Consider the following 23,805-nt stretch of genomic DNA (forward strand, 5'->3'; position numbering starts at 1 on the left):
TTTTCGCTTTGAGAAACTCCTATGAAAACAAGGAGTTAGGTGGCGGAAGCGTAGAGATTCGAACTCTAGGATAGTTGCCCATCGACGGTTTTCAAGACCGATACGAAGATCCCCGCGCGGCGCACGCTCCGCTCGGATTTCGGTTCCAAAACTTTTGAATTACCGCCCCGCTACAGGGCGCATTCCTCAAGGATGCTGCCGTCTGGTTTTGGAACTGATTTTTGCCACCTCTTCGAGTGGCTTCCCACCCCCAGCACGGCTGGACAGTACTTCTGATACGCCGTAGCTTTGAGTCTTAAAACTAAGCGAGCGAGGAGTCGCGATGACCCAACACATCTCTGCAGATGAGGCCACCCACATTATCGCGTCAGCATTTTCTCCGCTCCGCTGTGTGGCCGAGCCTTGGGATTATGGCCATCGGGTGAAATTCCGAATATTTGATGACGACGACCAGCCTGTGCTTACAGCAGAGGATCTGGTCAAGAGGCAGTTTTCCAATCCGGCCAGGCTTAGAGAAGCGATTATCGCCGCCCGTGAAAATTTGGTGCAGCGGGGGTTCGAACTCGACGAATGGAATTTCTAACAGAAGGAAGCCTTCCTTACTGCAGCAGTAGTGTGGCGATTAGACCGAAACCCATACAGAGCAAGGCTTTCGTCCGAACGTTGTCTAATTCAGAACTGCCAGATTGGCCCGCTTGGGCCAATAAAACCGGGACAGACCTAGGTAGTTTTAGACAGCTATTTCCTCCCAGCGGCGTCCTGCCGACCGAACACAATCCCCATCGACACGCTCCAACTGCTGTTAGCAACTCCTGCTCGTAACCGATCCGCTCCCGGCGCTAGACGGTTAGAAATTCATCTGGAGGTTCCAATTCGGTATGCTGAGACCTGGGCATAGCAAAGGGTCGCCCAACCCACAACTCGAGGAAGACGCCATGAGCCAGAGGCAAGAGGAACTAAGGGAGCAGCTTATGTCGGAATCCAAAGAGGAGCTTGATGCAGAATTGGCCCCCCATCACCAGCGAATTAAGGAGCTGCAGGATGAGATCGCAAAAGAGCAAGACACCATAAAAAGCAAGATGGAGGGCTCGCATTACTACCGAATGATGATGAAAGACTGACGAGTAATTCCTACTCTGCTCGACTACTTGTTACTGACAGGCAAGCTTGGGCGACACCAGCAGGGGGCAATGCTGATCAGGTCCGCCTGACGCGCTGATTTTTTTGGCTGTCCAGCTCGGTGCCTAACTTGTTAGCCTGCCAGCGCTGTCGCCCACTTCGCGGAAATCATGCCAGCACCTGCGCTGCCCGATCGCGCAACGCCAGCCGTTCGACCTGGCCGGTGAGCCCTCCGTTGATCTTGCGGGTGATCTTGGCGAACAACCCGGCATCCCCCAGTTCGTTCAGGCCATTGGCCGACCAGAACCACGCCGCCGACATCGCAGCATGCTCCGGCTGCTCGAGCAGTTCTGGGCGGGCGACCAGATCGAGGCCCAGCGCTACGCCGGCATCCCGATAATTCGTTTTTCCGGTGATTTGAATTAGACCCCTTCCCCGGTACCGCCAGCCATCACCCGGCGCGGTGTTGCCCATGCGCGAGTTGTAGACCACCGCGGCGATACGCTCCGGTTGACGGGCGTACTTCGCAGCCAGCTCGGCGTCAAACCGTGCCGGCCATGTCGCAACCAACCCTTTGGCGCTGTAGTTCAGGTTCTCTACCAGACGCGTCAGCTGCGCCGACTCGTGGCCCACTTGTGCCAGGAAAGCCGCCATGCGCACTGCAGAGTCAATCTGATACCGGGCCATGGCCGCGTTAAGCGCAGGAACAAAAACGGCCGCAACTGAGCGGGCGTTCGGGAGGATTTGCAGTAGTTGCTGCTGGATGATCGGCATTTTTTCTCCAGGCGAAAAAATGCCCGCTCAATGGCGGGCCTCGATGATCAGCTGACTCAGGTGGGGCTATTGGTTATCCATGGCTGCCAAACGCCTGCGGCATAACTCATCGAGTAAATGGCCCCGTTTGACAGCTGACGTACTACGAGGGCGGCATAGCCTGGCGATGTCCACTCGGTATCAAGGTGACATGGGCCAATTGCCCCCGGTGGCCCGTTCGTCCATACGGTAATGTCCTGAATATGCACCTTTCTGGATATCGAGGTTTCCGCCTTGAAGTTGCCCGTAGCTGCCGGCAGTCTGTTGTTACTGGTCTGATGCCAGATCGAGCCGTCGCTGAACCACTGAGCACCACCTTGAGAGATGCTCTTCCCGCGGTACAGAGCAGCGCTTGGAAGAACTGCCAGGGGCAGCTCAAACTTGAACGACCCGGTTATCTCATGGAACAGATCGCGGTTTGTGATAGAGGCGTCGGTGTACACATTGGTGAATCCAACTTCCCCGCCGATGCTCGACGATGGAAATAGAGGCTTTCCAGCCAGGATCACCGGCGGCGCGATATTCGCTCGCACAGCCCCCGTCTTGGGCGCATTGGCCGAGCGCATATGGGTATTATTGATGTTGACACCATACAGGTCCGGAATATCAATGTCAGCAATTCCGACATCGCCGGAATCGCAATCATCACACACGTTCATCGCGATTTGGCCGCCATAGAAATGCGCGGCATTGATGGCACCACGGTTCAAGTGCCAGAAAGTGTTGCCCAGGATTATGGCTCGCTCGATGGCGATACCCGGTGCCGTGCGGATACCCCAGCCAGTGAAGTTCAGCGGATCAGTGTTTCCGTCGAAGTAGACGCCCAGAACCTTCAGCGTGCCAATGTTGAACCCGACGTCGCTGAACAGGTAAAGACCTGCCTCGCGCCCTGGTACGACTTGCAGGCCCGGCGCCATTGTGCCACCTCCGCTGGCCATGACGGAATGGTCGCGGCCTAGCGACCAGATCTGACTGTCTCCATCTATTGCCCAGTCAGTGGTGTTGAGCAGAACCGTCCCGTTTACAAGCCGGGTATTTTGAAGTGCAGGTACAAACGTCGTGCCCGCATAGGTTCCGCCCCGAGCCTTACCCAATGCGACTCCACTCTTTGAGGTGCGCAATGTACCTACCGGAAAGTCCAGATGGCAGTTGTAGAGCGAGCAGGAGTTTCCGTTGGTCAAGTCAATCGACCAGTTCGTCACCCGGTCGGCTTTCAGGTCCGTGATCCTAAGGTCATAGATGCGGATATTGTGCGAGCCCTCCGCGTCCAGGTCGGCATAGTTCGACCTGGCAATGATCGGCTCGTCACCGCCCACCCACAGCAAGCCGTTGGCCTCCTTGCCTGCGCCGTGAATCCCCATTCTCGATGGCGAAGGAATCAGGATAGGACTGTTGATAGACCGAGTGAAGTCGTCGAGCTCATAACTGGTGCTGCCACTGGCGAGCATACGATTGATGGCTGCTGCGTTTGCCGAAGCCGCAGCAGGATCATCGGTGTCGATGATGGGCGACCCCCAGTAAGGGTTTCGGATATTTGCGCGGCCAGTAATGACATAAGGTGCATTAAGCGGCCCGCCATGGCTGAAGAGATCCTGGCGCAGCGCCGCATCGCCAACAGCCACGAACTTCGTGACGTCAGTCACCCAATCGGTGGTAGTGAATGGCAAGCTCGCGTCTTTTGCCCTGTACAGTTCGCCACTAAATCTCACGGTCTGCGTTGGTCGTGTAATTTCCAGGTCCGCAACATACTCGACTGGAGCTTCGAAGCCACTTGCTTCAAGAAACGATGAAAACTCGCCTACTCTTGTAAATTGATCAGCGTCGAATTCAGCAATCATCCCTGGGATGCTTTTTCGATTTACCCCAAGCCGATCTTTGTACGTGGCCGCCGGACCATTGGCGAAGTTATCGAGGCACTTTGCGTTATCGAAAAGATCCTTCGGATTGGTACTGCCGATCGGGTTGCCGGTGTTGTAGCTCATGGTCATCTCACTCACGGAGTATGCCGTCGGCGCCGCAAACGATGCGGTACCAAGTGCGCTGAGTTTTATCAATTGCCGGCGATTTACCATTACGACCAACCTCAAAACAGGATCGGTCGGCAGTGTACCGGCGGAGACTTTGTAGGCCGAATGAAGAATGTGTCAGTCGTCGGAAAGGCCGACGTAGACGTGTTTGCGCATGACTAGCCCGCAGGCCACTCGCGGTTGATTGCACGGTCGAAAATGTCGGAGTGCAGCACGTAGTCCGGCGCGATCACCATCCAGTCCTTGTCGATCAGCGGACGCTTGAACAGATCAAGGCTGGCGGTGAATCGCCACTGGCTGACGCCGACAAGATCAGGCCCGCTGTACATGCCCTTGAACCGCGCTCGATGCGGCTCTATTCCCAAAGGGGTCTTGAGCGGACACTCAAACCACTCGCTTCCTGAAATCAGAATGTGCTCGAACCAGCCCTCAAAGAACTGAGCCTGGGCGTCCGACAACAGCCAAGTAACCGTGGCAACGGTTGGAGTGCTCCGAAAGGCTCGGCGCTGAATTGCCCGCCCATTAACCAGCGGCGTTCGCGCCATGGGGCTAACTGGCTCAAAGCCGTAGCCCTCTCTCTGGGGCATCGGCAGAGCGTCAGGGAATGCAAGCATGTGCCGGGCGTCCTTCTGTGTGCAGCGCCAGCATCAAGCCGGCGCCACGGCGTTGTCGTAGGTGTAAACACGGTCGTCGTAGGGCATCCCTTTCATGGACACGTTTCCGTTCGACGGGTCGGACCTGGTCACCAGCACCGGATAGGCCCACTTGCTCTCTGGGCCAAACAGGATCTGAGGCAGGCTGATTTCCATGCTGGTGTCAGGGCTGAAGTCGAGCTCAGCGATTAGCACGCGGACCTCATCAATCAGGGTCGCGTCATAAGGGCCAGACAAAGAGCCGTCAGGACGACTGAAGGCGATCTTGTGCACGCCGCCGGCCGTCCAATCCAGCGGCTCGGTGGACTCAACCACAAACCCACCGCCCGCCGCCTCGACGCTGATGAGCTCAGCGCTCTGGCACTGTCCCGGAGTGTCGCTGGCCACCGCGCAAAAGCTCAGATAACCGGAGTTGAGCCCGGCCAGCTCGGTCTCCCAGGCATATACGTCTTGCCTGAATTTCTGATGCCCCCGTCGGCGCATCCCAAACCGATACGCCCGGTCCCGGTCACCGACACCCGGAAGTTTGATTTTCTCGACCTTGTTGCCCGCATCGCCCGGCCAGCGGCACGGCACGGTTTCCCATGCCCAGGTCACGTTTGAGTAGTACTCCACGTCGACGCCGTCGAAATCGTTTGTCGATGCCATGGGGCCGTTGATGCTGAGCGCCTTGGTCATGTTCTGCGGCGAATAGGTCTGGGTCTTGGGGCCGTACTCGCGATCGAAAACATAGCGCGGCTCGTCACGCACCAGGCTGACCAATCCGTCCTTGATCACAAGCTCGGCGAATCCGCAGGCCAGTGCGTCATTCAGCCGGTCTTTCATCGTGCTGCCGGCGTCGATGGTCTCGTCGTAATACTGGCCAGCCGCCGCGAAGATGTCGTGATGGCGATCCCACTCCGCCAGATCGATATCCGCATCGGTGTAGCCGCTCGATGTGAGGACATTCAGGCACCAGGGCACGATGTGCCGGGTTGGCTGCGCCGGCTGCCACGCCCCGCCACTGCGGACCGGAAGTACGCGGGTACCCTCCAGGCTGACCTGGCTTTCGGATTGCGACGAGAGCCGGTCACCGCCGCGAATCTTGGCCGAAATAATGGTCATGCCTGGATAGCTGGCCGGCCGTACCTGGCGCAGGCCGCGAAGCCCGTACCACATCATGTCGTCGATAACTTCGGCCGAATTCACGCCGCCAATTTTCGGCAGGCGCTTGATCCGGCATTCAGGCCGCATCGGATATGGCAGCGCATGGCGGAAGGTGAAGCCCTGGGCATCCCGCGAATGACCGCTGACTGTCTGCGGCAACACCGTCCAGGCCCCGGCCGCGTCCATGTCGCGGTACTCGAACTGGTGCGAGGACGTCACCGCATACTCATAGCCGGTACGACCAATGCCTATCAGACCGTTCTGGGCGAACACCGAATACTCGATGTGCGTCACCAGTTCATTCTCTGGGCTGCAGGCGAACGGGCCGCGGTATCCGCCCTCCAGGCTGGAGGGATCGAGATTGATCACGCCGTTGACCGTTTCCATCACATTGAAACCCGGCCATGTAGCATCCACCGCGCCCGCCGAGGTCAGCCGCTCAACCGTCATGATCGACGATCCAAAAGCGGTGATCCGGTAGCGCAGCCCGCGCGGACCAATAGTGGCCAGCCCGGAGCCCAGCGCAAGCCCGCTCACCGGTGCGCCGCCGTCGTAGTTGAGCGTCATCTGCGCCTGCTGCTCTGGTGTCCCGCTGCTGGCCGCTATACCAGTCGTATTGGTTGGGCTGGAGCCGAGGATGTCGGTAGCGCCAGTGGCCACCATGGCCAGCCCCATAAATGTGCCGGTCTCGGTGATCAGCACGCGTCCAGACGAGGCGCTGGCAACAAACGGAGCGGCGCCCTTCGCCGTATTGAATGCGGCCACTAATCCAGCCAGGTCCGTGGCGTCGGTGTTCAGCGTCACCGAATAAGGCGTTGAACCGCGAGTCACCGTAAACGTCAGAGGGGTGACGTCGAAGTCGTAGCGCGAGGGAATGCTCGAGCCCAGAATCGTCGACGCGGTACCGGCAGTGGGTGGAACTGGCGCCACGTAGGGGGTGTAACTATGAACCACATAGTTACCGGCATTGGACCCCTGCACTTCGATCAACATGCCCACCGTGGGGCTCAGCATGGACAGCGGCCCCTGGACGATATCGCGTCCTGCCCCGCCATCGAGCACGGTGTATTCGTAGGGGGCCATGACACGAATGATCAAGCCGCTCGCCCAGTCAGCCGGAAAGCTGCCAGCACCAGCGGGGATTGAAATCGCATCGCCGTTGAACTGGTAGGCCGCTGCCGTGGCCGACGGCGTAATGCTCGTCGACACCGTCAGTTCAAGGCCCGCTGATCCGCTGGAGCTCGCGCCTACCTCGCCAACGTTGTACCAAAGCATCGAGGCGGTATCGCCCAGCACGCTTGCACCAGGTGGATAAATCGTCACCTCCGCATCGGCACCCAGCGAGATCAGCGGCGTATCGCCGACCTTGATTTTGTTGAGGGGTATATCCACCTCGCCCGCCGACACATACAGCAGCATCTCAACCCACTGCTCGCGCGGCGCGGCGAACCAGGTGCGCGGCTCGGCCAGATACGACGGGAACACCTTCTGATGCCCGGCGATATGTCGGATGGTTTCGCCCAGCTTGACCTTGTTACCCTTGGCGCTGGCCTCATCGAGCGGGTTGCCCTGCTGGGTGCCGACCGTGGATGGCGTGCCGGGCATCTTCGGCATGAGCCATTTACTGACCGCCTGGATGCCCTTGAACATCGCAATCGCCATCGAGAACGGGTCAGTACCCTTGGGCTCCCGCCAAATCTGGACGTGGTCAGACGGCTTGAATTTGACCTTGTGCCACAGGTGCGAATCGATCAGCTCGTCATTGATGACAATACTGATGGGTGGACTCTCGCGGCGCTCATAGGCCGGCGACTGCAACATCAGCCATTCTTCAAGGCTCATCCGCCGATTGGTCGTATAGGTCGCCAGCGGCATCGAGTCGGCGATCTTGTTCGGGAAAAATTCGATCACGATAGTAAATCACTCTGGGGTAGTCGGATTCGAAGTCGCGCGCGGGGCGTAGCCGCGGGCCACCAGGGTTGGTGTCGAGCACTTTCAACTGGTTGTCGACCTCGACCACCACGCCGATATGCGCCAGATAATCACCTCGAAACACTGCGGCAATTGCGCCGGGCTCTGGCTGGCACTCTTCCATGCCGGCCTTGATGTCGTGGTAGGCCGCGGTGTTCTCGCGCAGCCGGTTGCGACCAACATTGCCCAGGCTCGGCAGCAGTCCCAGGCCGAACACCTGGTGCCGGACGGCGATGCACAGGCCCCAGCAATCAAACGCCATAGGCCCTCGGCCGCCATCTCGGTACGGTGCGCGCATGTACTTGGCGATCGCGCTCATACGAAGATCAACCCTGGCGCGATGTTGGCCGTCAGTTTCTGTCGTGGGTATTCGGTACTGAGCAAGTCGAACAGGCCGCATGTGAGCGTGGCCAGCATGCCTTCGTACTGTCGACTGAGCAGTGACAGGTGAAAGCGCTCCTGGGGATAGCTCAGGTCGCTTTCCAGGTACCGTCGATAGGTGATGGTCACTCGCGCTTCAGCTACCCGGGCTTCTTCAAGCTTCTCCTGGACCCGGCCATTGCCGTTGTCCATGACGATGGTGAGGTTCTGCGAGCCACTGTTGTCGCGCTTGGGCAATGATTCCTCAAAGCCCATGGCGGGAAACGTCAGAGTTCGGCCGTCCTCGGTGCCGCAGGTGTAGTCATCGAATCCTGCACAGATGAGCACAGGCTCTGTCCAGATCGGACAGACCGCCTCCAGGGTGCTGATGAGCATGTCGTTGCCTGCGGAGGCGTAGCAGACGTTGATGGGGTTCATGAGGCTCTCCATTGATCAGCTGCCTTGGGATTTCCAGCCGTATTTCTGCGTGCCAAGTTGATGCAGATCGCCCTCTCCATAGAAGCTGTCCGCCACAATATCGATCACCCATTGCCCATCTTGCTGGCGAGTGTTGACCTGGCCAGCTCGGCTCTTGTCCTCGTAAACATTGATAATTGGCGCATTCCCTGAGCCGCTTCCGTTGGAATCCTTGGAAACGCGGTCAAGCGTACGATCAAGCTTCGCGCTGGTTTCAGCAGTGGTAACGCGCTCGCCTTTCTGCAGGAGCCAGGTGCCGTCCTGAGGAACAGAGTCGATACCGTCGTGCGCCATGCCCGCGACAGAGTTGATCATGCCCATGAAGCTGCCGGCGGACCCCAGGGCCGAAGCTGCCGCGGCGGGTGCAGCGAAAGGGCCGACAATGGGGATGGCAGCCGTTGATGTGAAGGCGTTCAAAGCGGCCATGGCCACCTGAGCCGTACCCCATTGAATGAGCATTCGTAGGGCGGTTTGAGCGAAGGTTGCTGCCATATCCGAAAACGAGAGCTTGCCCGTGGTTACGAAGTTGTAGAGCGCATCGTTCATTCCTGAGAAGGCGGTCGAAAACATGCCGTTGGTTTGGCCGGAAATATTCCGAGCCTGATCCAGATAGTCGTTCCAGGCAGCGCCCACGCCATCCATCCAATTGACCTGGGCGTCATCGAGCTGGTTGTAATAGTCCTGCTGGATAACCATGCGCTCGGCGAGAGCCTCGCTGAGCATTTCAGTTTCCTGGTCGTACAGCTCCTGACTGATATCGCCCGCGTTGCGCTGCTTAAATAGGTCTGCGACCTGCTTGTCGTAATCCTGCTGGATTTCTAGGTCGGCCTTCAGACGCTCCTTGAGCTTGTCGCCTGATCCCGCGCCAGCCAGCTCAACTTCAAAGCCCTGTCTGATCGTTTGATTGCTATCTTTCAGAGTGGCACTGAATGCCGCCAGCTTGGCGGCGTCTTCGTTGGCCTGTTTCAACTTCTTCAGACTGTCTAGCTCGGCGGCCAGGCTCTCAAGTCGCTTTTGCTGCTGCGCATTGATGCCGACAACCTTGCCGCTTTCTATCTCGAACTGCAGCTTGGCAACTTCCGTCGCGTTCTTTCGCGCATCGGTCGTGGTATTGATCAGCTCGATCTGACGCTGATAGTTCTCTTCTGCTGTGTCGAATGCTTTCTGATTGGATGCGTCTGATTTTATGCCGGATTTTTGAGTCTTTAACGCAGCGTTCGCCTTATCGATAATTGCCGCTTTCTTCTCCGCGTCAGCCAGATCTTGCGGGCTCATTTTCAGGATGCCTGCCTGGACTTGCGCCCGAAGCTTTTCGGTCTCGGTCAACTTTCCAGCCAGCACAGCCTGCTTGCTCAGGCTGTCGAGGTAACTTGACCCGCTTTTGCTTGATGCGAACTCGTTACCATTAAGAACCTTCTGAACATTCTGGATTGCCAGTCGAATTGCTTCTGCTTTTTCCTTGGCGGAATCAAGAGACGACTCAAATGGCACATCACCTTTATCGTCAACCCCTTTTTGGAATTGAACCTGCTGCGCTTCGGCCTCTTTCAGCTGACCCTGCAAGCCTTTTAGCTTTTCCCGCAATTGGTCATACGACTGCCCTGAAAGATTGTCCGGGAGCATGTTGCGGGAGGCCTGACGAATGCGCGTTGATGCATCCTCGAATGCATCAGCCGCCTTTCCAGACCCTGCTTCTGCCTTGTCGCCGAAATCAATAAACGAAAAAGCCAACGCACCAACAGTAAGAATTAAGCCAGGCCAGCCGGCAGCCATACGCAATACGCCAGCACCAGCCGTTCGAAGAGCTACCAGCCCGGCGCCCAGCGCGGTACTAGCAGAGAACCAAGCTCCCATCGCTGCAGTCGTAGCGGTGGTCGCAGCCAGTTGCGTCGCTGTGACGTGACCATTGGCAACTGCCAGCGCCTCGGTCGCGGCAGTGCGTTGCGCCAATGCAGCGGTCATTTGTGCAGAGCCTGCGACAGTTACCGCAGCCAACTGAGCCTCAGCAGTCGTGAGCTGTTTGGTGATCGCCAACTCCGCCAGGCGCAGCTCGGCCATGCGAGCAACAGATTGCTGCCGCCCCAAATCGGTTATCTGCGCCTTGAGACGTTGAGACTCAAGAAGCTTTTCTGCAGCAATCGCACCTTGAACCGCCTGAATTCGGCCAACCTCGGAAGCCATCACTTGACGATCTGCTGCCACCTTCGCCTGCGCAGCAGTAACAGCTTGCCGAGCGGCTGCCAGATCGGCGCTAGCCGCGACCTGAGCAGCCTCGGCGCGACGCAACTCTCCGGAAGCAGCAACCGAGCTAGCGAAGGCTTGTTCTTTTGCGGCTACGCTTGTGGCTCGCCATGCTTGCAATGAGCTGATCAGCGCTGCGCCAACTCTAGCCAGGGCGACGTAGAGCCCGGTCTGCAGGATCTGCACGATTGTCTGTAGGCCGGCCTCGTCTAGGGATCTTGACAGGCCAAGCATTGCTTCGGTAAATGCCTTGGTTGCGCCGAGCGAATCATCCAGTGTGCCGATCGCCTTCGAAGCACTGTTTTCAAGAACCTGAAAAGCACCAGCGATAGTCGTTTGAGCGCGAGCGAATTGATCATCAATTGCCTGCGTCTGGCTCAAGATCGCGTCAAAAACCGCCTTCGAAGCAAGCTTGCCGGCTTCACCTAGCGATCGGAGATCACCAACAGCAACCCCCATTCCATTGGCAATTGCCTGAGACAATCCGGGCGACTGCTCGAGGACGGAGTTCAACTCTTCTCCGCGCAAAGTTCCAGAGGCGAATGCCTGGCCAAGTTGAATCAGCGCACCCTTTGCCGCCTCGGCGGAGACACCACTTGCCGACATGGCCTTGCTGATATTTTGCGTCACCTGAGTAACTTTTTCTTGGCTGGCACCAAGTACATCCGCGGAAGAGGCAATACGCTGATAAAGCTCGGCAGTCGCATCTAGGGCCGAATGAGAGTTTTGAGCAACCTGATAAACGTTAGCCAGTGATGTCGAGAACTGCTCTTGCGATACGGATACCTGCTTGATCCGGTTTTGCACGTCCACCCAAATTTGTGAGTACTCTGCTATTTCTCGGGTGCCCAAATAGGCCGCGGCCGCCGCGCCCAGCGCCTTGATAGAAGCGCTTGCCGCCGAGCTGGCACGCTGAACACTTTGCTCGATCTGGCTCATACTGCGCTGGGCGTCACGCGCGGCGCGGTCCATGCCCTGCTGAAAACCTCCGATCCTGGCGATTAGATCGAGCGTCAAAGTGCCAAGAGACCGGGATGCCATTCAGTTTTCTCCAGGTATAAAAAAACCCGCCGTGGCGGGTTTATATTGAAAATGACAGCTATTTAATTCGTCCCGACAGACGAGCTTACCGATCGATTGAAATCGAGCAGCGCCTGCCACGAATCTGGTTGGCAGCCGAAAATATTGTCGCACCAAAGCTTTGCTACGATCCGATACTTGCCCGAACCAATAGCTTCTTTAGAGACCTGCGCTGCAAGCCTTGGGCTATTTGCCATGGGATTGTATGTATCAAAATAATCAACGCCGTAATTTTGAATTTTTGTCCCAGCATTATTCAATACCCACCTTCTCGCTGCAGACCACATCACCTGACATTCATCTTCTGAAAGGCAATGCGGCGTGGTTCGTTGTGCCTCCGCCCTAAGCGCCTCCGTCTGCTGGCTGTTTGCGCAGCCAGCCAATAGAACAGCGCCTGCGACTAACGAAAGAATTGCCCGCATTATTTCACCTCCATTGAAAGTGAAGGCAATTTACCATCATTACGTATAGCTGTACTCCGATCGCATCAGGGAAGACGTTAGATCCACTCTGCCATCGCAGTATCCAGACTGACGCCCGGCTGGGTGACCTCACCACTGTAAATCATGAAGTCATCGAGGTCTGCGGTGCCACCTGAAATGCGATTTGCCTGGGCGAGTAGCATTGCAAACCCACGCTCAAGCCTGCGGTTTCGATCCAGAGTTCCATATTTTGCCCTGTACGCGATCCAGCCCAGATACTCGTCATAGCTGAGCCGCTCCTTGGCTTCAGCAACTGTTGCCCCGCCGATGTTGTTCAGCACCAACTCATGCCAGAACTCATCGACGGTCGTTAGTTTTTTTCCTGCACCTTCCCGGTGCCGTTAACTTCATTGATTGCGGACAGCATTGCGAAGCCAAGCGAGGGCTCAAGGGCAAAAGCGTCCTCGTAAGAAATGGATTCCTCGCCAGACAGGCCCAAGGTGACGCTGGCCGAAATGTACTTGGCATTCCGGCTTTCCTCGGCCTCGCCGGGCGCAAACAGACGCTCGATAACGCCGAATGACTGGCGACGAATGTGCACAGCGAACTTGTCAGTCACCTGCTCGCCACTCTTCGGATCCGGGTGAACCCAGGTCACATCCTTTTTGATCAGGACGCCATCAACAATCCCGCCTTTTTCTTTCAGTTGCTTGAGATTCATGGTTTGTCCTTATGGCGTTTTAACGATCCAGGTCAACTTGCCTGAGCGCTGAATGGTGGCCGCTGTGCTGACCAGTGCGTTACTTGCGAAGTCGAAAGGGAAGTCCGCGACATAGCCTTCGAACAAGCACCAGGTGCGAGTGGCCGGCAGCTCGAAATCGTCGCCCTCAGTGTTTACGGTGGGCGGGATGTCTTTCCCGTCAGACCAGCCCAGTGCCCACTTGATGTCGTCATCGCCATCATCCTGCGAAAGCTGGAACATTCGGACGTGACTGGCGTTGCGGGAGTCGGCCAAGATTGTTGCGGTGGCTTGGCCAGGAGTTCGCAATCCCTTCTTGTACTTCCGGTCCAAGTCGGACAAGCAGGTGTCGTCGATCTGATCCGCAGGCGACCCGCCAGGGCTGAATGCGGTGAGGCATTCGATCTCCAGAACGGTCATCGGACCGGTACCGCCTGGCGGGGGCAGCAAAGCGTAAAGCTGGGCACCCTGAGCTTTCTGAGACATGGTTTTCTCCATTGTCGGGCAAAATAAAACCCGCACAGGGCGGGCTTAGTTGAATCAGCGGTGGACTATCCAGTCGACATCGAAACTTCGGTGGTAGTCCTTCGTTTTCGGGTCTCGATCAGACGCCCCCCAGCGCACGACGTAGGCTTGCGGCTCGATGGCATCCCGAAGTGCCTTGGTAACCGCTATGGCAGATCCGCCAGTCGCTGCATATACGTCCACCTGCAAAGTGACCCCATCAGCATCAGGGCGGCCGGCCAGGTAGTTTTCAGGATTGCCAGTAATCACGCTCCAGACCGCATAAGGTTTTGCGGTCTTTTCCGGGGCTTCGCCGTATGAGTAGAGGCGGCAGTTGCCGCCGGATCCAAGCAGCGCGGCGACTTCTGACTGAGTAGAGCAAACCAAGAAAATAGGCGCGTCCATCAAGACCCCCTCAGGACGGAATCTATCTCCTGGCTCAACACAGAAGCAAACCGGTCAGTGACCGCCATGACGTTTTGCGAGAAGGCCGGCCGCATGAAGGGCGCAGGCGGCGTGTGCTGGGTACCAAACTCGATATAGCGCCAGTGCCTGGTGTCGCCGCCCGGGTTACTGCTGGCATCCTTGCTGTGCTGGTTCGCGCCAGCCCCGCCGCGCACCCCGACACGCATTACCACGCCGCCCTCAAGGCGGGACTGTTTAGCGGACTCCTGGGTGACGATGTTCTTCCAGACTTTTTCGTTGGTTTTTGGATCGTCCAGCGCCCTGGCGCGAGCTTTAGCCTCATCGCGAACAATGTTCATCGCCTGCCTGGCCGCTTTTCGCAGACCCTTGCGTCGTAGCTTCGGTGCCAAGCTACGCATGTTTTCCAAGGCAGGACCGAGGCCTTGAAGCCTGGATGAGATTGCGTCAGCCATCGTTGACCCCCTCGCCCACTGGGAGCGTCAAGTAATCAAGGCCGCTACCTTTGTCGGCCAGCACCCCCGCGATGTTGTAGATTTTTCCCCGATGTAAAATGCGCAGGGTCGAATCAATGCCGGTACGGTAACGAATAACGATCCGTGCCGACGTCTCTGCCTGGATAGCGGATGCCGCAATGAATTCACGGGCCGATAACGGCTCAACGGACGCCGGCACCTTTAGCCACAGGTCGACCCAGGTCTTGATCACTTCCCCGGTCACTTCGTCCTGCTCGTAATGGGGCTTCTGGAAAGTCACCCGATGCCGAAGCTTACCGGCGCGCATCACACACCCATCCGGATGCGGTATGGCATCAGCAATGACTTCGAAGCGAGCGGCAGTTCCATAGCTAAGCCCTCGGTAACCACCTCTTCTCGGTTGGCAAACAGGTGGCCCAGCTTCAGCAGGCAGGCTGCCTGAGTTGCTGGGTTGATAACCAGGCCGTAGGCCTTAGCGTCGATTTTGTCATAGGCATCCGCGAGGGATTGACGGGCATGCTCGAGCATCCTGCAGCGCACGCCGTGATCCTGCTGGGCGTTCGCCTCTTCTACCGCTGCAGCGCTGGTGTCGAGGGCGGTCTGGATCTCAAGGCCCACCCCCGCCTTTGCTGCGTCCAGCGCTTCCTGATCAGCATAAAATCGACGGTTCAGAAACTGCATCGCAGCCTCTTCCGCTGCGTCCAGTTGAGCTTGGACCAACGCCTGATCTTCTGGCTCTGCAAGCAGGTGGTGCATAGCCAAATTGATGGAGATCACACTCATCTTCAGCCAGCCTTTTTATTGGCGGATGTCTTTGGCTTGGCATTGGCGTCGACCGAATCAGTGGTCAACGCTTCAGCAGGTGCATCGGCCTCGGTCAAATCGACCGCTGCATCTTCCTCGCCGTCATGCTCTTCCGCGAACCCCTTCTTAATGAGCTGCCGGCCGTGCTGTTCGTCTGTGATGAACGGCGTACCTTCAGTGAGGGTTTTGCCGCCCAGATACAGCGGTTTGAGAGTCTTCAATTTCATGACTTCCTCCGGTGGGCCGCCACGTGGGCGGCCCTTTCAGGTCAAGGCGTAGGAACGGTGAAAGTGCCGTAAATGAAGGCTTCAGGGCGTTTTACCGCCAGGGCCAGGCGCTCTTCGCAACGAATCGAAATCATGTTTTTCTCGAAATCGTCAGCGTTCTCAGTCGAGATCACCACGTTCGCCTCTTCACGATCGAAGATTTGTGCGCCGGTCTGGAAGGCGCCAGTCAGGAACTTGCCCTGGAAGGCGGCGATTTCGGTGGCGACCACCGGAAGGCCCCACAGCACAGGACCGGCCAGGCCCAGTGGGTTGGCCAAGATATAGCGGCCCAAGGTGTCCTTGGTGAGCTCGATCTTCGCCCAATCGATGAAGTGCAGCACGTGGCCAGAGGCTGGCAGGCGAGCGAGTTGGGCTTGCAGCATCGCCAGGCGCAGATCATCGATACCGGTCTGTTGATCCACAGCGAAAGCCGCGCCGAAGGCGGTGGCCTGCGGCACGATACCGTCCAGGTGTGCGCCAGTGCCGTCACCGAACAGAATTTCTTGCTCTTCGACGTACTTCAGGCCGAAGCGCATTTCGGTGTCCAGAGTGGACGACAGTTGCGCAAAATCGTCGAGAATTTGTTTGGACGCCTTGAACATGTGCGCAATGGTGCGCACCGGCGTGATTTTTTCAGCGAAGGCGATATCGCTGTAAGGCTTCGCGGTGTTTTCCGCGACCACCCGCGCAGCATTGGTGAAGCCGGTCTGCTGCACCCAATAGATGGTGTTCGAAGTGGTTCGACCTGGTGCAATCAGGTCGCGGATGAACAGACGCTGTTTCGGCATCACGTCGATACCAGGCAGGCGATCAGGAGCAACGATGGTACCGGGCACGTTTGCAGTCAGCAGCGCTGCACTCACCGGAACGCTGAGACGCTTCGAAGCTTCGATGTTCTTGGCGAAATCTTTCAGGGCCTCGCTTTTGATCACCACGCCACCCAGGGAGTCCTGAGCTCCGGGGCGCGATTGCGAAGGCAGGCGAGCGAATTCCTGTTCCAGCTCACCCAGTTGAGCCTTGAGCTGCTTTTCGGCTTCGGTGAGGCTATTGAACTTGGTGGCCAGTTCGTCGACAGCGGCCTTGGTTTCACTGGATAGGCTGCCAGCCTTCTTGGCCTCGTTCAGGGCGTTTTCGGCTTGCTTGCTGAAGTCATCGGTGGCTGTCTTCAGTTCGGCCGAGACTTTCTTCAGCAAGTCAGCGGTGGTATCGCTCATGGTTTTACTCCGGTTTGGATGGCTGCAGCCGAGAACCGCGATAGCGCGGCCTGTAGCTCGGCAATTGGGGTGGCCAGTTCGGCCGGTGTTTCGGCAGCGTTTTGCTTGCCGGAGCGGGTAGCGCCAGGCGTACCAGCCTTGAGTTCTTGAATCAGTGAGCGGCGCTCAGAGCGGGTCATACCCTGCTGCGCCAAGATGGCGTCGAGGCGACGCGCCGCAATCTGATGCGGAGCTGAGGCGCTGGCGTCCTCCTTGGTGGCGTCGGAGTCAAGCAGTGAGTCGGCGAATCCGGCATCGATTGCGGCGCTGCCACCCATCCAGGTCTCGTCGTCCATCAGCTTGCTCATGGTCTCGATTGAGTCGCCGGTTCTGACCGCGTAGATGTCGGCCAGGGTGCCGTCGATCTGCTCGAGGAAATCAGCTACCTCTCGAATCTCGTTTCGGTCCCCTGCAACGCCGGTCCAGCTGTTGTGAATCATCAGGAGGCCGGCCCGGGCGATCTGCACTTCATCGGCCGCCATCGCAATAAACGAAGCGGCAGACGCAGCGAGCCCTAACACCTGTACCGTGACTTTGCCCTTGTGCTCTCGCAGCAGGTTGTAGATCGCCAGCCCTTCGAATACATCACCGCCTGGACTGTTGATCTTCACGATCACATCGTTGTCGCCGATATTCCGCAACGCCGCGCTCACGCGCTTCGCCGTGACGCCATCTCCAGTCCACCAGTCGTATCCGATTGGGTCATACATGGTGATGGTGTTGTCGTCCGTGGCTGCGGCCTTGATCGCCGGGTTCCATCGCTCCAGAGCCTTGACGCTCAAGTCGCACTGGATCTGCGCGCGCGGCCGGGCCACCGGAGCCTCCGGAATGGTCTTCAGGGTCATGAGTTACTCCAGGTGTCAGGCTGCTTTGAGCAGCGGCAGAGAGATCAGCGCATGGGCCATCATCGGGCCGTCAGGGTTGCCGCTTTCCAGTGCTTCGGTGGCCAGAGCCATCGCTTGCTTGATGGCATTGCGATCGCCACTTTCGTTGGCCGATACCAGGCGCAGCATGAAGGCAGTCGCGGCCGGTGATACCCCGGCCGCCGGCGCGCCAAGCTGGTCGAGCGGCACCAGGGCGGACTGCACTGTGTAAGTATCGCCACCCGGGATAGGCGCCATGTTCTCCAGCCGGCGAACCTCGTTTCGACTCATCCAGCCATTTTGCAAGGCCGTGTTGTACCAGGCACCGCGGCCGGCGCTGTCGGCGCGCAACAGGCCTTCCACCGAAAACTCGGCGAAAAATTCGTCGGCATCAGCTTCGCCGATCAGACAGCGTGTGATTTCCTGCTCGATGTTCACTAGTAGCGGACGAAGGCTGTTGGTCAGGAAGTGGAGGTTTTGCGCTTCCACCGAGCTCGCCCAACTGGACTGCTTGTCCATGTGCCCGACCATGAACGGCGGCACACGGAACCAGCGACACATTTCTTCAATGTTGAACGACCGCGACTCCAGCATCTGGGCCGCTTCAGGGTTCATGGTGATGCCCTGATACTTCAAGCCTGCCTCGGCCACCATGATCTTACCGGCGTTCTTTGAGCCCATGAAGGCGCCCAGGCTGGCCCGAAGCTGCTCGCGCTGTTCTGGCTTGAGCGCGGTGTCGCTGGTCAAGATGCCGGAGGCCTGCATGCCCTGGGCGAATACCTTAGCCGCAGCCTCCTCCACGGCCATGGCCGAACCAAAAATCTCCCGCCCAGTGGTGACTGGCAGCATTCCGCAGACACCATCCAAGCCAAAGCCCCGGATGTGCATCAAGTTCTTCTCGGGAATGTCCCGCTCGGCGCCGTTTTCGGTATACGTGTACTTGAGGCGTCCGTTGTCCTGGCGTTTAACTTTCATGCACTGCGGCAGCAACGGGACCAGGGCGACGATCCTGCTGCCGATCATTTTTTTCTCAACGAACGCATTTCCCCGCAAGCAAATGCTGGCCACCACCAGCAGCATAAAGCGCTGAGGGGTCATTTCCGCATTGGGAACCCTGCACAGCAGCCGATACAGCGGATGATCGGTGGCAGACTTGCGTGATCCGTCAGGGAGGCGACGATAAAGCTTGAGCGGCAGGGTCGATACCGACTCCGAAAGCAGTCGCACGCACGCCCATACCGTGGACAGCTGCATGGCCTTGTCGACAGTAACGTGCTTACCGCTGGTAGAGCTGCCGAACCACTCTTGCCAGAATGCTCCATCCTTCAGGCCAATGGGCACGCCCAGCCAGTCCTGCAGCGCGGCTTTGATCCGACCTGGTTTCTTGTTGGCCATCAGATTCCTACCATGATCGGGTTGTCGAAAAAGCCCTGCAGGTCACCGCTGCCAGCAGGGTTGAGGGCCATCAATGAAACAGCATCAAAAGTGGACATGAGCGGATCGATCTTTGCCGACCCGCTCGCCTGCTTGGTGATAGAAATGGCATTGCCCTGGGGCACGATGCGAGCGTTACCGACACACCAATTCATCAGGCCGGAACCGCAATGCACCATTTCTCCACCAGCCAGCTTGCGCTCGGTCGTCTTGATTGCTCCGTTGAGCTTCCAGCCCTGAGAAATGGAAACGATTTGTTCCATGGTGATTCCGCGGTCCTCAGTGGTCAGCTCATCGACAATATCGCCAATGCCGGCAGCATCTACGCCGACAGCCAGCTTCTCAGGAAGCAGGCCGCGATCACGGATGTCGCAAATGATGTCCGCTACTTGCTGAACGTCATCACCAGGTCGCTCTACTACAGTCAGATCGCCGGCGCGCTGGAAATCCTCGAGCGCGGTAGCGATGTCCTTCCGGCGCTCGAAAACGATTTTGTGAGCCCAGGCGTGCGCCCAGTGCAGCCACTTTCGCGTGCCGATCTCTCGACCTATCACGGTGAGCCCAAGAAGGTCGTCGAGGCCGCCGCCGTCAATGCCCACCGTCACAACCTCAGATCGTTTCAGTAGGCTTTCCAGCGTCATGCCTTTCTCAGCAGCAGGCTCCCAGTGCTCGGTACCTGCCCAGCGGTCGGACCGCAGTGCCAGGCCGATCTCCACGTTCAGGTGCTTGGCTAGAAAGCCACGTACCGATTCTTCCCCGGCCTCGGTGGCCTTCCTGAATTCGCGCTCCAGAAAAAGACGATCCACGGAGTACCCCATATTGGGGTTCACCATCGCGAAATTCTCAGGCTTGCGGTGGTCGCCGGCCTTGATCATGTCCTCGGGGAACTCGTAAATCACGGGAACGAAGTTCACGTCCTCGATGATCCCGTCGCGCACATCCCGGGCGTACTGCAGTTTCTGCCGGAACACGCCGGCGGGCGGGTCGTCCGACTGGGTTGTGAGATAAATCACGAACCCTTCGGGCCGCGAGGCCAGTCCGCCGATTGCTTCGCGCAGCATGTTCTCGGCCTGGGGCATTTTGCCGAATAGCCAGATCTCATCGACCAGGGTGCCAACGGCTTTCTTTCCGCCGACAGTGTTGCTGTCCGCTGCAACGACTTTCAGCGAAGCGCCTTTGCCACGGTGAGTAATCGTTTTGACGTGAGTCTGAACGTGCATCAGCGCATCCAGGTCTTCGTCCCGCTGGGCCATGTCCCGCGAAGGCGCGAAGCTGTTGTTCGCGATCTCGATGGTGGGGGCAAGGATGCTGAACTCGGCGGACTCACGCCAATTCAGGATCAGCGCGGTCATCATGATCCCGGCCGCGATTGTTGATTTTGAGTTCTTCTTCGGTAGGCAGACAAACCACTCAGTGATCAGGCGCCGGCCGGTAGATGCGTCATAGGCACCAAAAATGGATGCCACCAGGTCAAAGACCCACTGCGCGCAAGCCTCGCCAAAAGTTGGGCTGCCAGGCGCATCGACGATTTTCAGCTGCCTGAAAACCTCAAGGGCTTCCTCGGCAGCCGCTGGGAAAATGGGTGGAGGGATGATGGATTCGCCTGCCCGCAGGCGCCTGGCCCAGTCCGGGCACGATGTCGTCCACTCCATCTATTTCACCGACCGGAGCGGCGGCGCCGCGCTGGCTCCGAATCGGCTGGCGGCGCGCTGGGCGGCCTGGTCCTTCTCGTCCTTTTTGCTGCCCTCGCCTTTACGTGGATGAACGAAAGGCATAAGCGCTTTCGCAGCATCGACGCGCAATTTCGGTTCAGCCTCATAGTCGTTCATGGTGGCCATGAGAAACGCTTTTGGGTCCGAGAATGTCATCGCCTTGGCGAGGTCGAACCCTAATTCGGCGGGCTCAGCGGCTGGCTGCTCACCATGTGGCCTCTTCTTTTCTGCAGGCTCGGTGGCTTTAACTTTTTTGTTAAAGCCTTGCTTGGCCAGCTCGGCAAGCACATGAGGATCCTTTGCCAGCCTTGCGCCGGCCTGCGATGCGCTGGAGGCCGCATATCCTGCGGCTATGGCTGCGTCTTTATTGGACGCACCTCCCCTCAAAGCGTCTGCAAAAGCACGCTTTTTAGGTGTTAAAGCCATTAACAAAAAACTCCACAGGGAGAAAAAATCCGCGCGTGCGGGAGTGGGTGGTCTAGGACGCAAAAGGCTTGAACTCTCGACCCACCCCTCCCCCTAAAGTTAGGGGATTTGGCGTGCCGCACCATTTCAGTGCCAATTGTGGACCGCGACGGGCGTGCTGGTCAGGCATTGCGCGGAGCTGCTTCCTCGCGCTGCTTCACCGAGGAGTGGCAGGTGGTGCAGAGCGACACCCAGTTGGAGTGATCCCAGAACAGATTCATGTCCCCGCGGTGTGGTGTCGCATGGTCGACGACCGTTGCTGCCGTGACACGTCCAGAACGTTCGCAGTAAACACACAGCGGATGAATTTTCAGGTGGGCTAGTCGCGCCTTCTGCCACTTGTAGTCATAGCCACGCTGGGCGGCCGTCTGTTTGCCCGCGCGCCATGAATCCGGGTTGATGGTGGCAAGCCTGTTAGGCTGGACCTGCAATTTGGTCTTGAGGCTGGTCAACTTGGCCATCAGTCACTCCCGTCGATGGGCGTGCCATCCATATAGGTAAGCGGTTCGCCATCCTCGTCTTCAATCTGTTCGTCAGCCAGCGTCTCGATCAGGGCTGTCAGCAATGCGTTCGTCTTGACCTGCTCCTGGAGCATCTGCTGGAAGATCAACATAAACTGCCGCTCCATCCCCTCGATCCGCTGCATCTGCTCCGGGCTTAGTCGTGTCAGAACCGACAATTCGCTGCGCTCGCTCATAGGCCACCTTGCTCCACTTCTTGATCCACTCGCGCCGGGCGGCGCATCCGGTGCACGCCATTACTAACCCCCTACTTGCTCAGTTTCCTCTGGACGATGACGCGGAAGATCATCACCAGGGCGCCCAACACGGTGTAGGCCACTGGCGGCAATACCGCTTGGAGCGATGGCATCAACTGCTCAGCGATACCCAGCGCCGCGATGGCGCCGCCCGCTTGAACGCTGGTCATGCTCAGCGCTTGTTTCCAGTTATCGATCAGTTGCATGGTCACTCCTGCCGTTTGGGCAATTTGAAATCGGTGAATCGGTCGGCGATATCGGCAATCTTCTTGACGCCCAAGAAGCCAGTCCAGATGCCCGCCGGAGTTGCAAGGCTGGACGGTAGTCCGAAGTACTCAAGCACCGAGATCAGGCTGGTCGTAAGCAGCATGCAGATCGTCGCCTCAAGCAGTGCCTGGCGCCGAGTTCCTCCGCCGTAGATGATTCGCAGCACGGCCATCAAGGCAGAGGCCAGTGCCGCATAGATAGTCGGCGAATGCTGGCTCAGCCACGTAATCGCGATCACCCAGTTCGAGGGATCTTTTTCCGGCATGGTCGCCATTCTCGATGGCCCTCTCGGGGCTGATGAAAGGTTCGGCTGCAACAGCACTCCCAGCTCGGGGCGATGGGCGTGGTTGAGACGAATACGAAAAAGCCCCGCACGATGGCGAGGCTTGAATTGAAGGCAACAAAAAGCCCGACTCAATGGCCGGGCTTTTTGGGTCACTCCTCAACACGCGCAGGAATGACAGGATGGGGATAATTTCTCTCACTCTCTCACTAATGTCAACTAGCAATCACGCGGCCTCTTTGATGAGCAGGCCTTCCTCCTCCAGAATCGATTTCACCTCGGCCAGAGCATCGTCGATCATGCCATTCAGCTTTTCCTTGATGCCATCCCTCCAGCGGTAGCGCGTCGACTCCGGGACAGCATCAAGGTCCCAGGTGTTCATGTCATAGAAGCCATCGGGAAGAACGATCACCTCGGTATCGAGCGCTTCGATCTTCCGCTTTTCAGCATTGCCCGCGGCGATCGCGGAGTTCACCAGGGCTTCGCGCCGCCACGCCGGAGCCTCCAGAGGGATCTCGACTGAAACGGAGCGAGGCCCTTTGCGCCGTGCTCCCTTGAGCTTCGGAATAGCCCAGGCCGTCACCGCCTTGTAAATGAACAGCGCCGGGGCTGGGCTGGCGACCAAGGGTGTGATTGCTGCTATGGCTTGGAGCCTCTTCGCCTTGTTCGTGCTGTATTTGGCGGCCAGGGCATCCCAGTGGCGCGGGATTAGCATGTGATGCAGCCGCGCGGATAGCCAGTAGTCGACCTGAATACGCTCCAGCCCACTGGTATTCCCGCCCAATGAAGCCAGGCACTTGCTGTCCTCCTCATGCGGGCTGTACAGCTTCTGCCAGGCCTGCCCCTTTGCAGCGCCCTTCTCACCTGCCGCCAAGGCCGAAACAACTGCTGCCGATACGCTCGAATAAATCATGTCCTTCCCCTCAATCCCCGGTGTAGTTCGAACCGCCTGCTCCGAGGCGGTTGTTCCTTTCGTAGTGCTGCTCGAGGCCGGTAGCCGGCGCCGGGCGCTTCAGTGCATCAATTTGCTGCTGTGCTGCCTGTAGCTTGAAACTCAGCTGGGTCACCAGCTCGCGCTCCTCCAGTGCATCGCCGGTACTTGCCACAACCCAGCCTGAGCCATTGCACTGGTCGCAGGCCCGCTCGTAAAACACCCCCAAAACAACGGCCTTACCGCGGCACGCCGGGCACTGGGCCAGCTCGATCAATTGCTTGTGGAGGGTCGGGCCGTGGCTCTTTTCCACGCTATT

29 protein-coding genes are annotated in these 23,805 nt (G+C 58.2%); 2 read left to right on the top strand and 27 right to left on the bottom strand.

Annotation, left to right across the window (positions count from 1 at the left end; all coding sequences use genetic code 11):
• The first annotated feature begins 322 nt into the window (after window positions 1-322).
• Both AC3IX4_RS19885 and AC3IX4_RS19890 read left to right on the top strand, forming a co-directional pair.
• Window positions 323-583: a hypothetical protein gene (locus tag AC3IX4_RS19885; RefSeq protein ID WP_489257102.1), complete on the top strand. Its 261-nt coding sequence runs from the start codon at window positions 323-325 to the stop codon at window positions 581-583.
• Between the two features lie 388 nt (window positions 584-971).
• The gene (locus AC3IX4_RS19890) at window positions 972-1,121 is read left to right on the top strand and encodes a hypothetical protein (protein ID WP_489257103.1); all 150 of its coding nucleotides are present in this window, start codon (window positions 972-974) and stop codon (window positions 1,119-1,121) included.
• Between the two features lie 166 nt (window positions 1,122-1,287).
• On the opposite strand, the gene AC3IX4_RS19895 is transcribed toward AC3IX4_RS19890, so the two are convergent.
• The 27 genes from AC3IX4_RS19895 to AC3IX4_RS20025 form a co-directional block, all read right to left on the bottom strand.
• Window positions 1,288-1,893, bottom strand: coding sequence for a glycoside hydrolase family 19 protein (locus tag AC3IX4_RS19895; protein ID WP_489257104.1), 606 nt, complete (start codon window positions 1,891-1,893; stop codon window positions 1,288-1,290).
• Window positions 1,894-1,949: 56 nt separating this feature from the next.
• Complete coding sequence (locus AC3IX4_RS19900; protein WP_489257105.1) at window positions 1,950-3,914, bottom strand: hypothetical protein; 1,965 nt, start codon at window positions 3,912-3,914, stop codon at window positions 1,950-1,952.
• A 203-nt stretch (window positions 3,915-4,117) separates the two neighbouring features.
• Window positions 4,118-4,573, bottom strand: coding sequence for a hypothetical protein (locus tag AC3IX4_RS19905; protein WP_489257106.1), 456 nt, complete (start codon window positions 4,571-4,573; stop codon window positions 4,118-4,120).
• A 33-nt stretch (window positions 4,574-4,606) separates the two neighbouring features.
• On the bottom strand, window positions 4,607-7,669 hold the full coding sequence (locus AC3IX4_RS19910) for a host specificity factor TipJ family phage tail protein (protein ID WP_489257107.1): 3,063 nt from the start codon (window positions 7,667-7,669) through the stop codon (window positions 4,607-4,609).
• Window positions 7,590-8,048 (bottom strand): NlpC/P60 family protein, encoded by a 459-nt coding sequence (locus tag AC3IX4_RS19915; RefSeq protein WP_489257108.1) that lies wholly within the window; start codon window positions 8,046-8,048, stop codon window positions 7,590-7,592. Before AC3IX4_RS19915 ends, AC3IX4_RS19910 begins: the two co-directional genes overlap by 80 nt.
• A complete protein-coding gene (locus tag AC3IX4_RS19920; RefSeq protein ID WP_489257109.1) occupies window positions 8,045-8,527 on the bottom strand; it encodes a DUF1833 family protein in 483 nt (160 codons plus the stop codon). Before AC3IX4_RS19920 ends, AC3IX4_RS19915 begins: the two co-directional genes overlap by 4 nt.
• Before the next feature lie 15 nt (window positions 8,528-8,542).
• Window positions 8,543-11,848 (bottom strand): phage tail tape measure protein, encoded by a 3,306-nt coding sequence (locus tag AC3IX4_RS19925; RefSeq protein ID WP_489257110.1) that lies wholly within the window; start codon window positions 11,846-11,848, stop codon window positions 8,543-8,545.
• A gap of 62 nt (window positions 11,849-11,910) precedes the next feature.
• On the bottom strand, window positions 11,911-12,309 hold the full coding sequence (locus AC3IX4_RS19930) for a hypothetical protein (RefSeq protein ID WP_489257111.1): 399 nt from the start codon (window positions 12,307-12,309) through the stop codon (window positions 11,911-11,913).
• 77 nt (window positions 12,310-12,386) lie between these two features.
• Complete coding sequence (locus tag AC3IX4_RS19935; protein ID WP_489257112.1) at window positions 12,387-12,650, bottom strand: phage tail assembly protein T; 264 nt, start codon at window positions 12,648-12,650, stop codon at window positions 12,387-12,389.
• A 29-nt stretch (window positions 12,651-12,679) separates the two neighbouring features.
• The gene (locus AC3IX4_RS19940; protein ID WP_489257113.1) at window positions 12,680-13,030 is read right to left on the bottom strand and encodes a phage tail assembly chaperone family protein, TAC; all 351 of its coding nucleotides are present in this window, start codon (window positions 13,028-13,030) and stop codon (window positions 12,680-12,682) included.
• A 9-nt stretch (window positions 13,031-13,039) separates the two neighbouring features.
• A complete protein-coding gene (locus AC3IX4_RS19945) occupies window positions 13,040-13,534 on the bottom strand; it encodes a phage tail tube protein (RefSeq protein ID WP_489257114.1) in 495 nt (164 codons plus the stop codon).
• A gap of 54 nt (window positions 13,535-13,588) precedes the next feature.
• The gene (locus AC3IX4_RS19950; RefSeq protein ID WP_489257115.1) at window positions 13,589-13,957 is read right to left on the bottom strand and encodes a DUF3168 domain-containing protein; all 369 of its coding nucleotides are present in this window, start codon (window positions 13,955-13,957) and stop codon (window positions 13,589-13,591) included.
• Window positions 13,957-14,430: an HK97-gp10 family putative phage morphogenesis protein gene (locus AC3IX4_RS19955; RefSeq protein WP_489257116.1), complete on the bottom strand. Its 474-nt coding sequence runs from the start codon at window positions 14,428-14,430 to the stop codon at window positions 13,957-13,959. Before AC3IX4_RS19955 ends, AC3IX4_RS19950 begins: the two co-directional genes overlap by 1 nt.
• Window positions 14,423-14,758, bottom strand: coding sequence for a phage head closure protein (locus tag AC3IX4_RS19960; RefSeq protein ID WP_489257117.1), 336 nt, complete (start codon window positions 14,756-14,758; stop codon window positions 14,423-14,425). The genes AC3IX4_RS19955 and AC3IX4_RS19960 overlap by 8 nt, the downstream gene beginning before the upstream one ends.
• The gene (locus AC3IX4_RS19965) at window positions 14,758-15,234 is read right to left on the bottom strand and encodes a head-tail connector protein (protein ID WP_489257118.1); all 477 of its coding nucleotides are present in this window, start codon (window positions 15,232-15,234) and stop codon (window positions 14,758-14,760) included. The genes AC3IX4_RS19960 and AC3IX4_RS19965 overlap by 1 nt, the downstream gene beginning before the upstream one ends.
• A 2-nt stretch (window positions 15,235-15,236) precedes the next feature.
• Window positions 15,237-15,482, bottom strand: a complete 246-nt coding sequence (locus AC3IX4_RS19970; protein ID WP_489257119.1) for a hypothetical protein — start codon at window positions 15,480-15,482, stop codon at window positions 15,237-15,239.
• Window positions 15,483-15,523: 41 nt separating this feature from the next.
• Window positions 15,524-16,735, bottom strand: a complete 1,212-nt coding sequence (locus AC3IX4_RS19975) for a phage major capsid protein (protein ID WP_489257120.1) — start codon at window positions 16,733-16,735, stop codon at window positions 15,524-15,526.
• Complete coding sequence (locus AC3IX4_RS19980) at window positions 16,732-17,619, bottom strand: head maturation protease, ClpP-related (protein ID WP_489257121.1); 888 nt, start codon at window positions 17,617-17,619, stop codon at window positions 16,732-16,734. Before AC3IX4_RS19980 ends, AC3IX4_RS19975 begins: the two co-directional genes overlap by 4 nt.
• A gap of 15 nt (window positions 17,620-17,634) precedes the next feature.
• On the bottom strand, window positions 17,635-19,032 hold the full coding sequence (locus AC3IX4_RS19985) for a phage portal protein (RefSeq protein ID WP_489257122.1): 1,398 nt from the start codon (window positions 19,030-19,032) through the stop codon (window positions 17,635-17,637).
• Complete coding sequence (locus AC3IX4_RS19990; protein ID WP_489257123.1) at window positions 19,032-20,723, bottom strand: terminase large subunit; 1,692 nt, start codon at window positions 20,721-20,723, stop codon at window positions 19,032-19,034. Before AC3IX4_RS19990 ends, AC3IX4_RS19985 begins: the two co-directional genes overlap by 1 nt.
• Complete coding sequence (locus AC3IX4_RS19995; protein ID WP_489257124.1) at window positions 20,724-21,209, bottom strand: terminase small subunit; 486 nt, start codon at window positions 21,207-21,209, stop codon at window positions 20,724-20,726.
• Window positions 21,210-21,370: 161 nt separating this feature from the next.
• Complete coding sequence (locus AC3IX4_RS20000; RefSeq protein ID WP_489257125.1) at window positions 21,371-21,709, bottom strand: HNH endonuclease; 339 nt, start codon at window positions 21,707-21,709, stop codon at window positions 21,371-21,373.
• Window positions 21,709-21,945, bottom strand: a complete 237-nt coding sequence (locus AC3IX4_RS20005; RefSeq protein WP_489257126.1) for a hypothetical protein — start codon at window positions 21,943-21,945, stop codon at window positions 21,709-21,711. The genes AC3IX4_RS20000 and AC3IX4_RS20005 overlap by 1 nt, the downstream gene beginning before the upstream one ends.
• A 71-nt stretch (window positions 21,946-22,016) precedes the next feature.
• A complete protein-coding gene (locus tag AC3IX4_RS20010) occupies window positions 22,017-22,211 on the bottom strand; it encodes a DUF7940 domain-containing protein (protein WP_489257127.1) in 195 nt (64 codons plus the stop codon).
• 2 nt (window positions 22,212-22,213) lie between these two features.
• A complete protein-coding gene (locus AC3IX4_RS20015; RefSeq protein ID WP_489257128.1) occupies window positions 22,214-22,546 on the bottom strand; it encodes a phage holin, lambda family in 333 nt (110 codons plus the stop codon).
• A 235-nt stretch (window positions 22,547-22,781) separates the two neighbouring features.
• The gene (locus AC3IX4_RS20020) at window positions 22,782-23,468 is read right to left on the bottom strand and encodes a hypothetical protein (protein ID WP_489257129.1); all 687 of its coding nucleotides are present in this window, start codon (window positions 23,466-23,468) and stop codon (window positions 22,782-22,784) included.
• Between the two features lie 10 nt (window positions 23,469-23,478).
• A complete protein-coding gene (locus AC3IX4_RS20025) occupies window positions 23,479-23,799 on the bottom strand; it encodes a hypothetical protein (RefSeq protein ID WP_489257130.1) in 321 nt (106 codons plus the stop codon).
• Between the last annotated feature and the right edge of the window lie 6 nt (window positions 23,800-23,805).

The sequence above is a fragment of the Pseudomonas sp. KH_021 genome, from assembly GCF_057838865.1.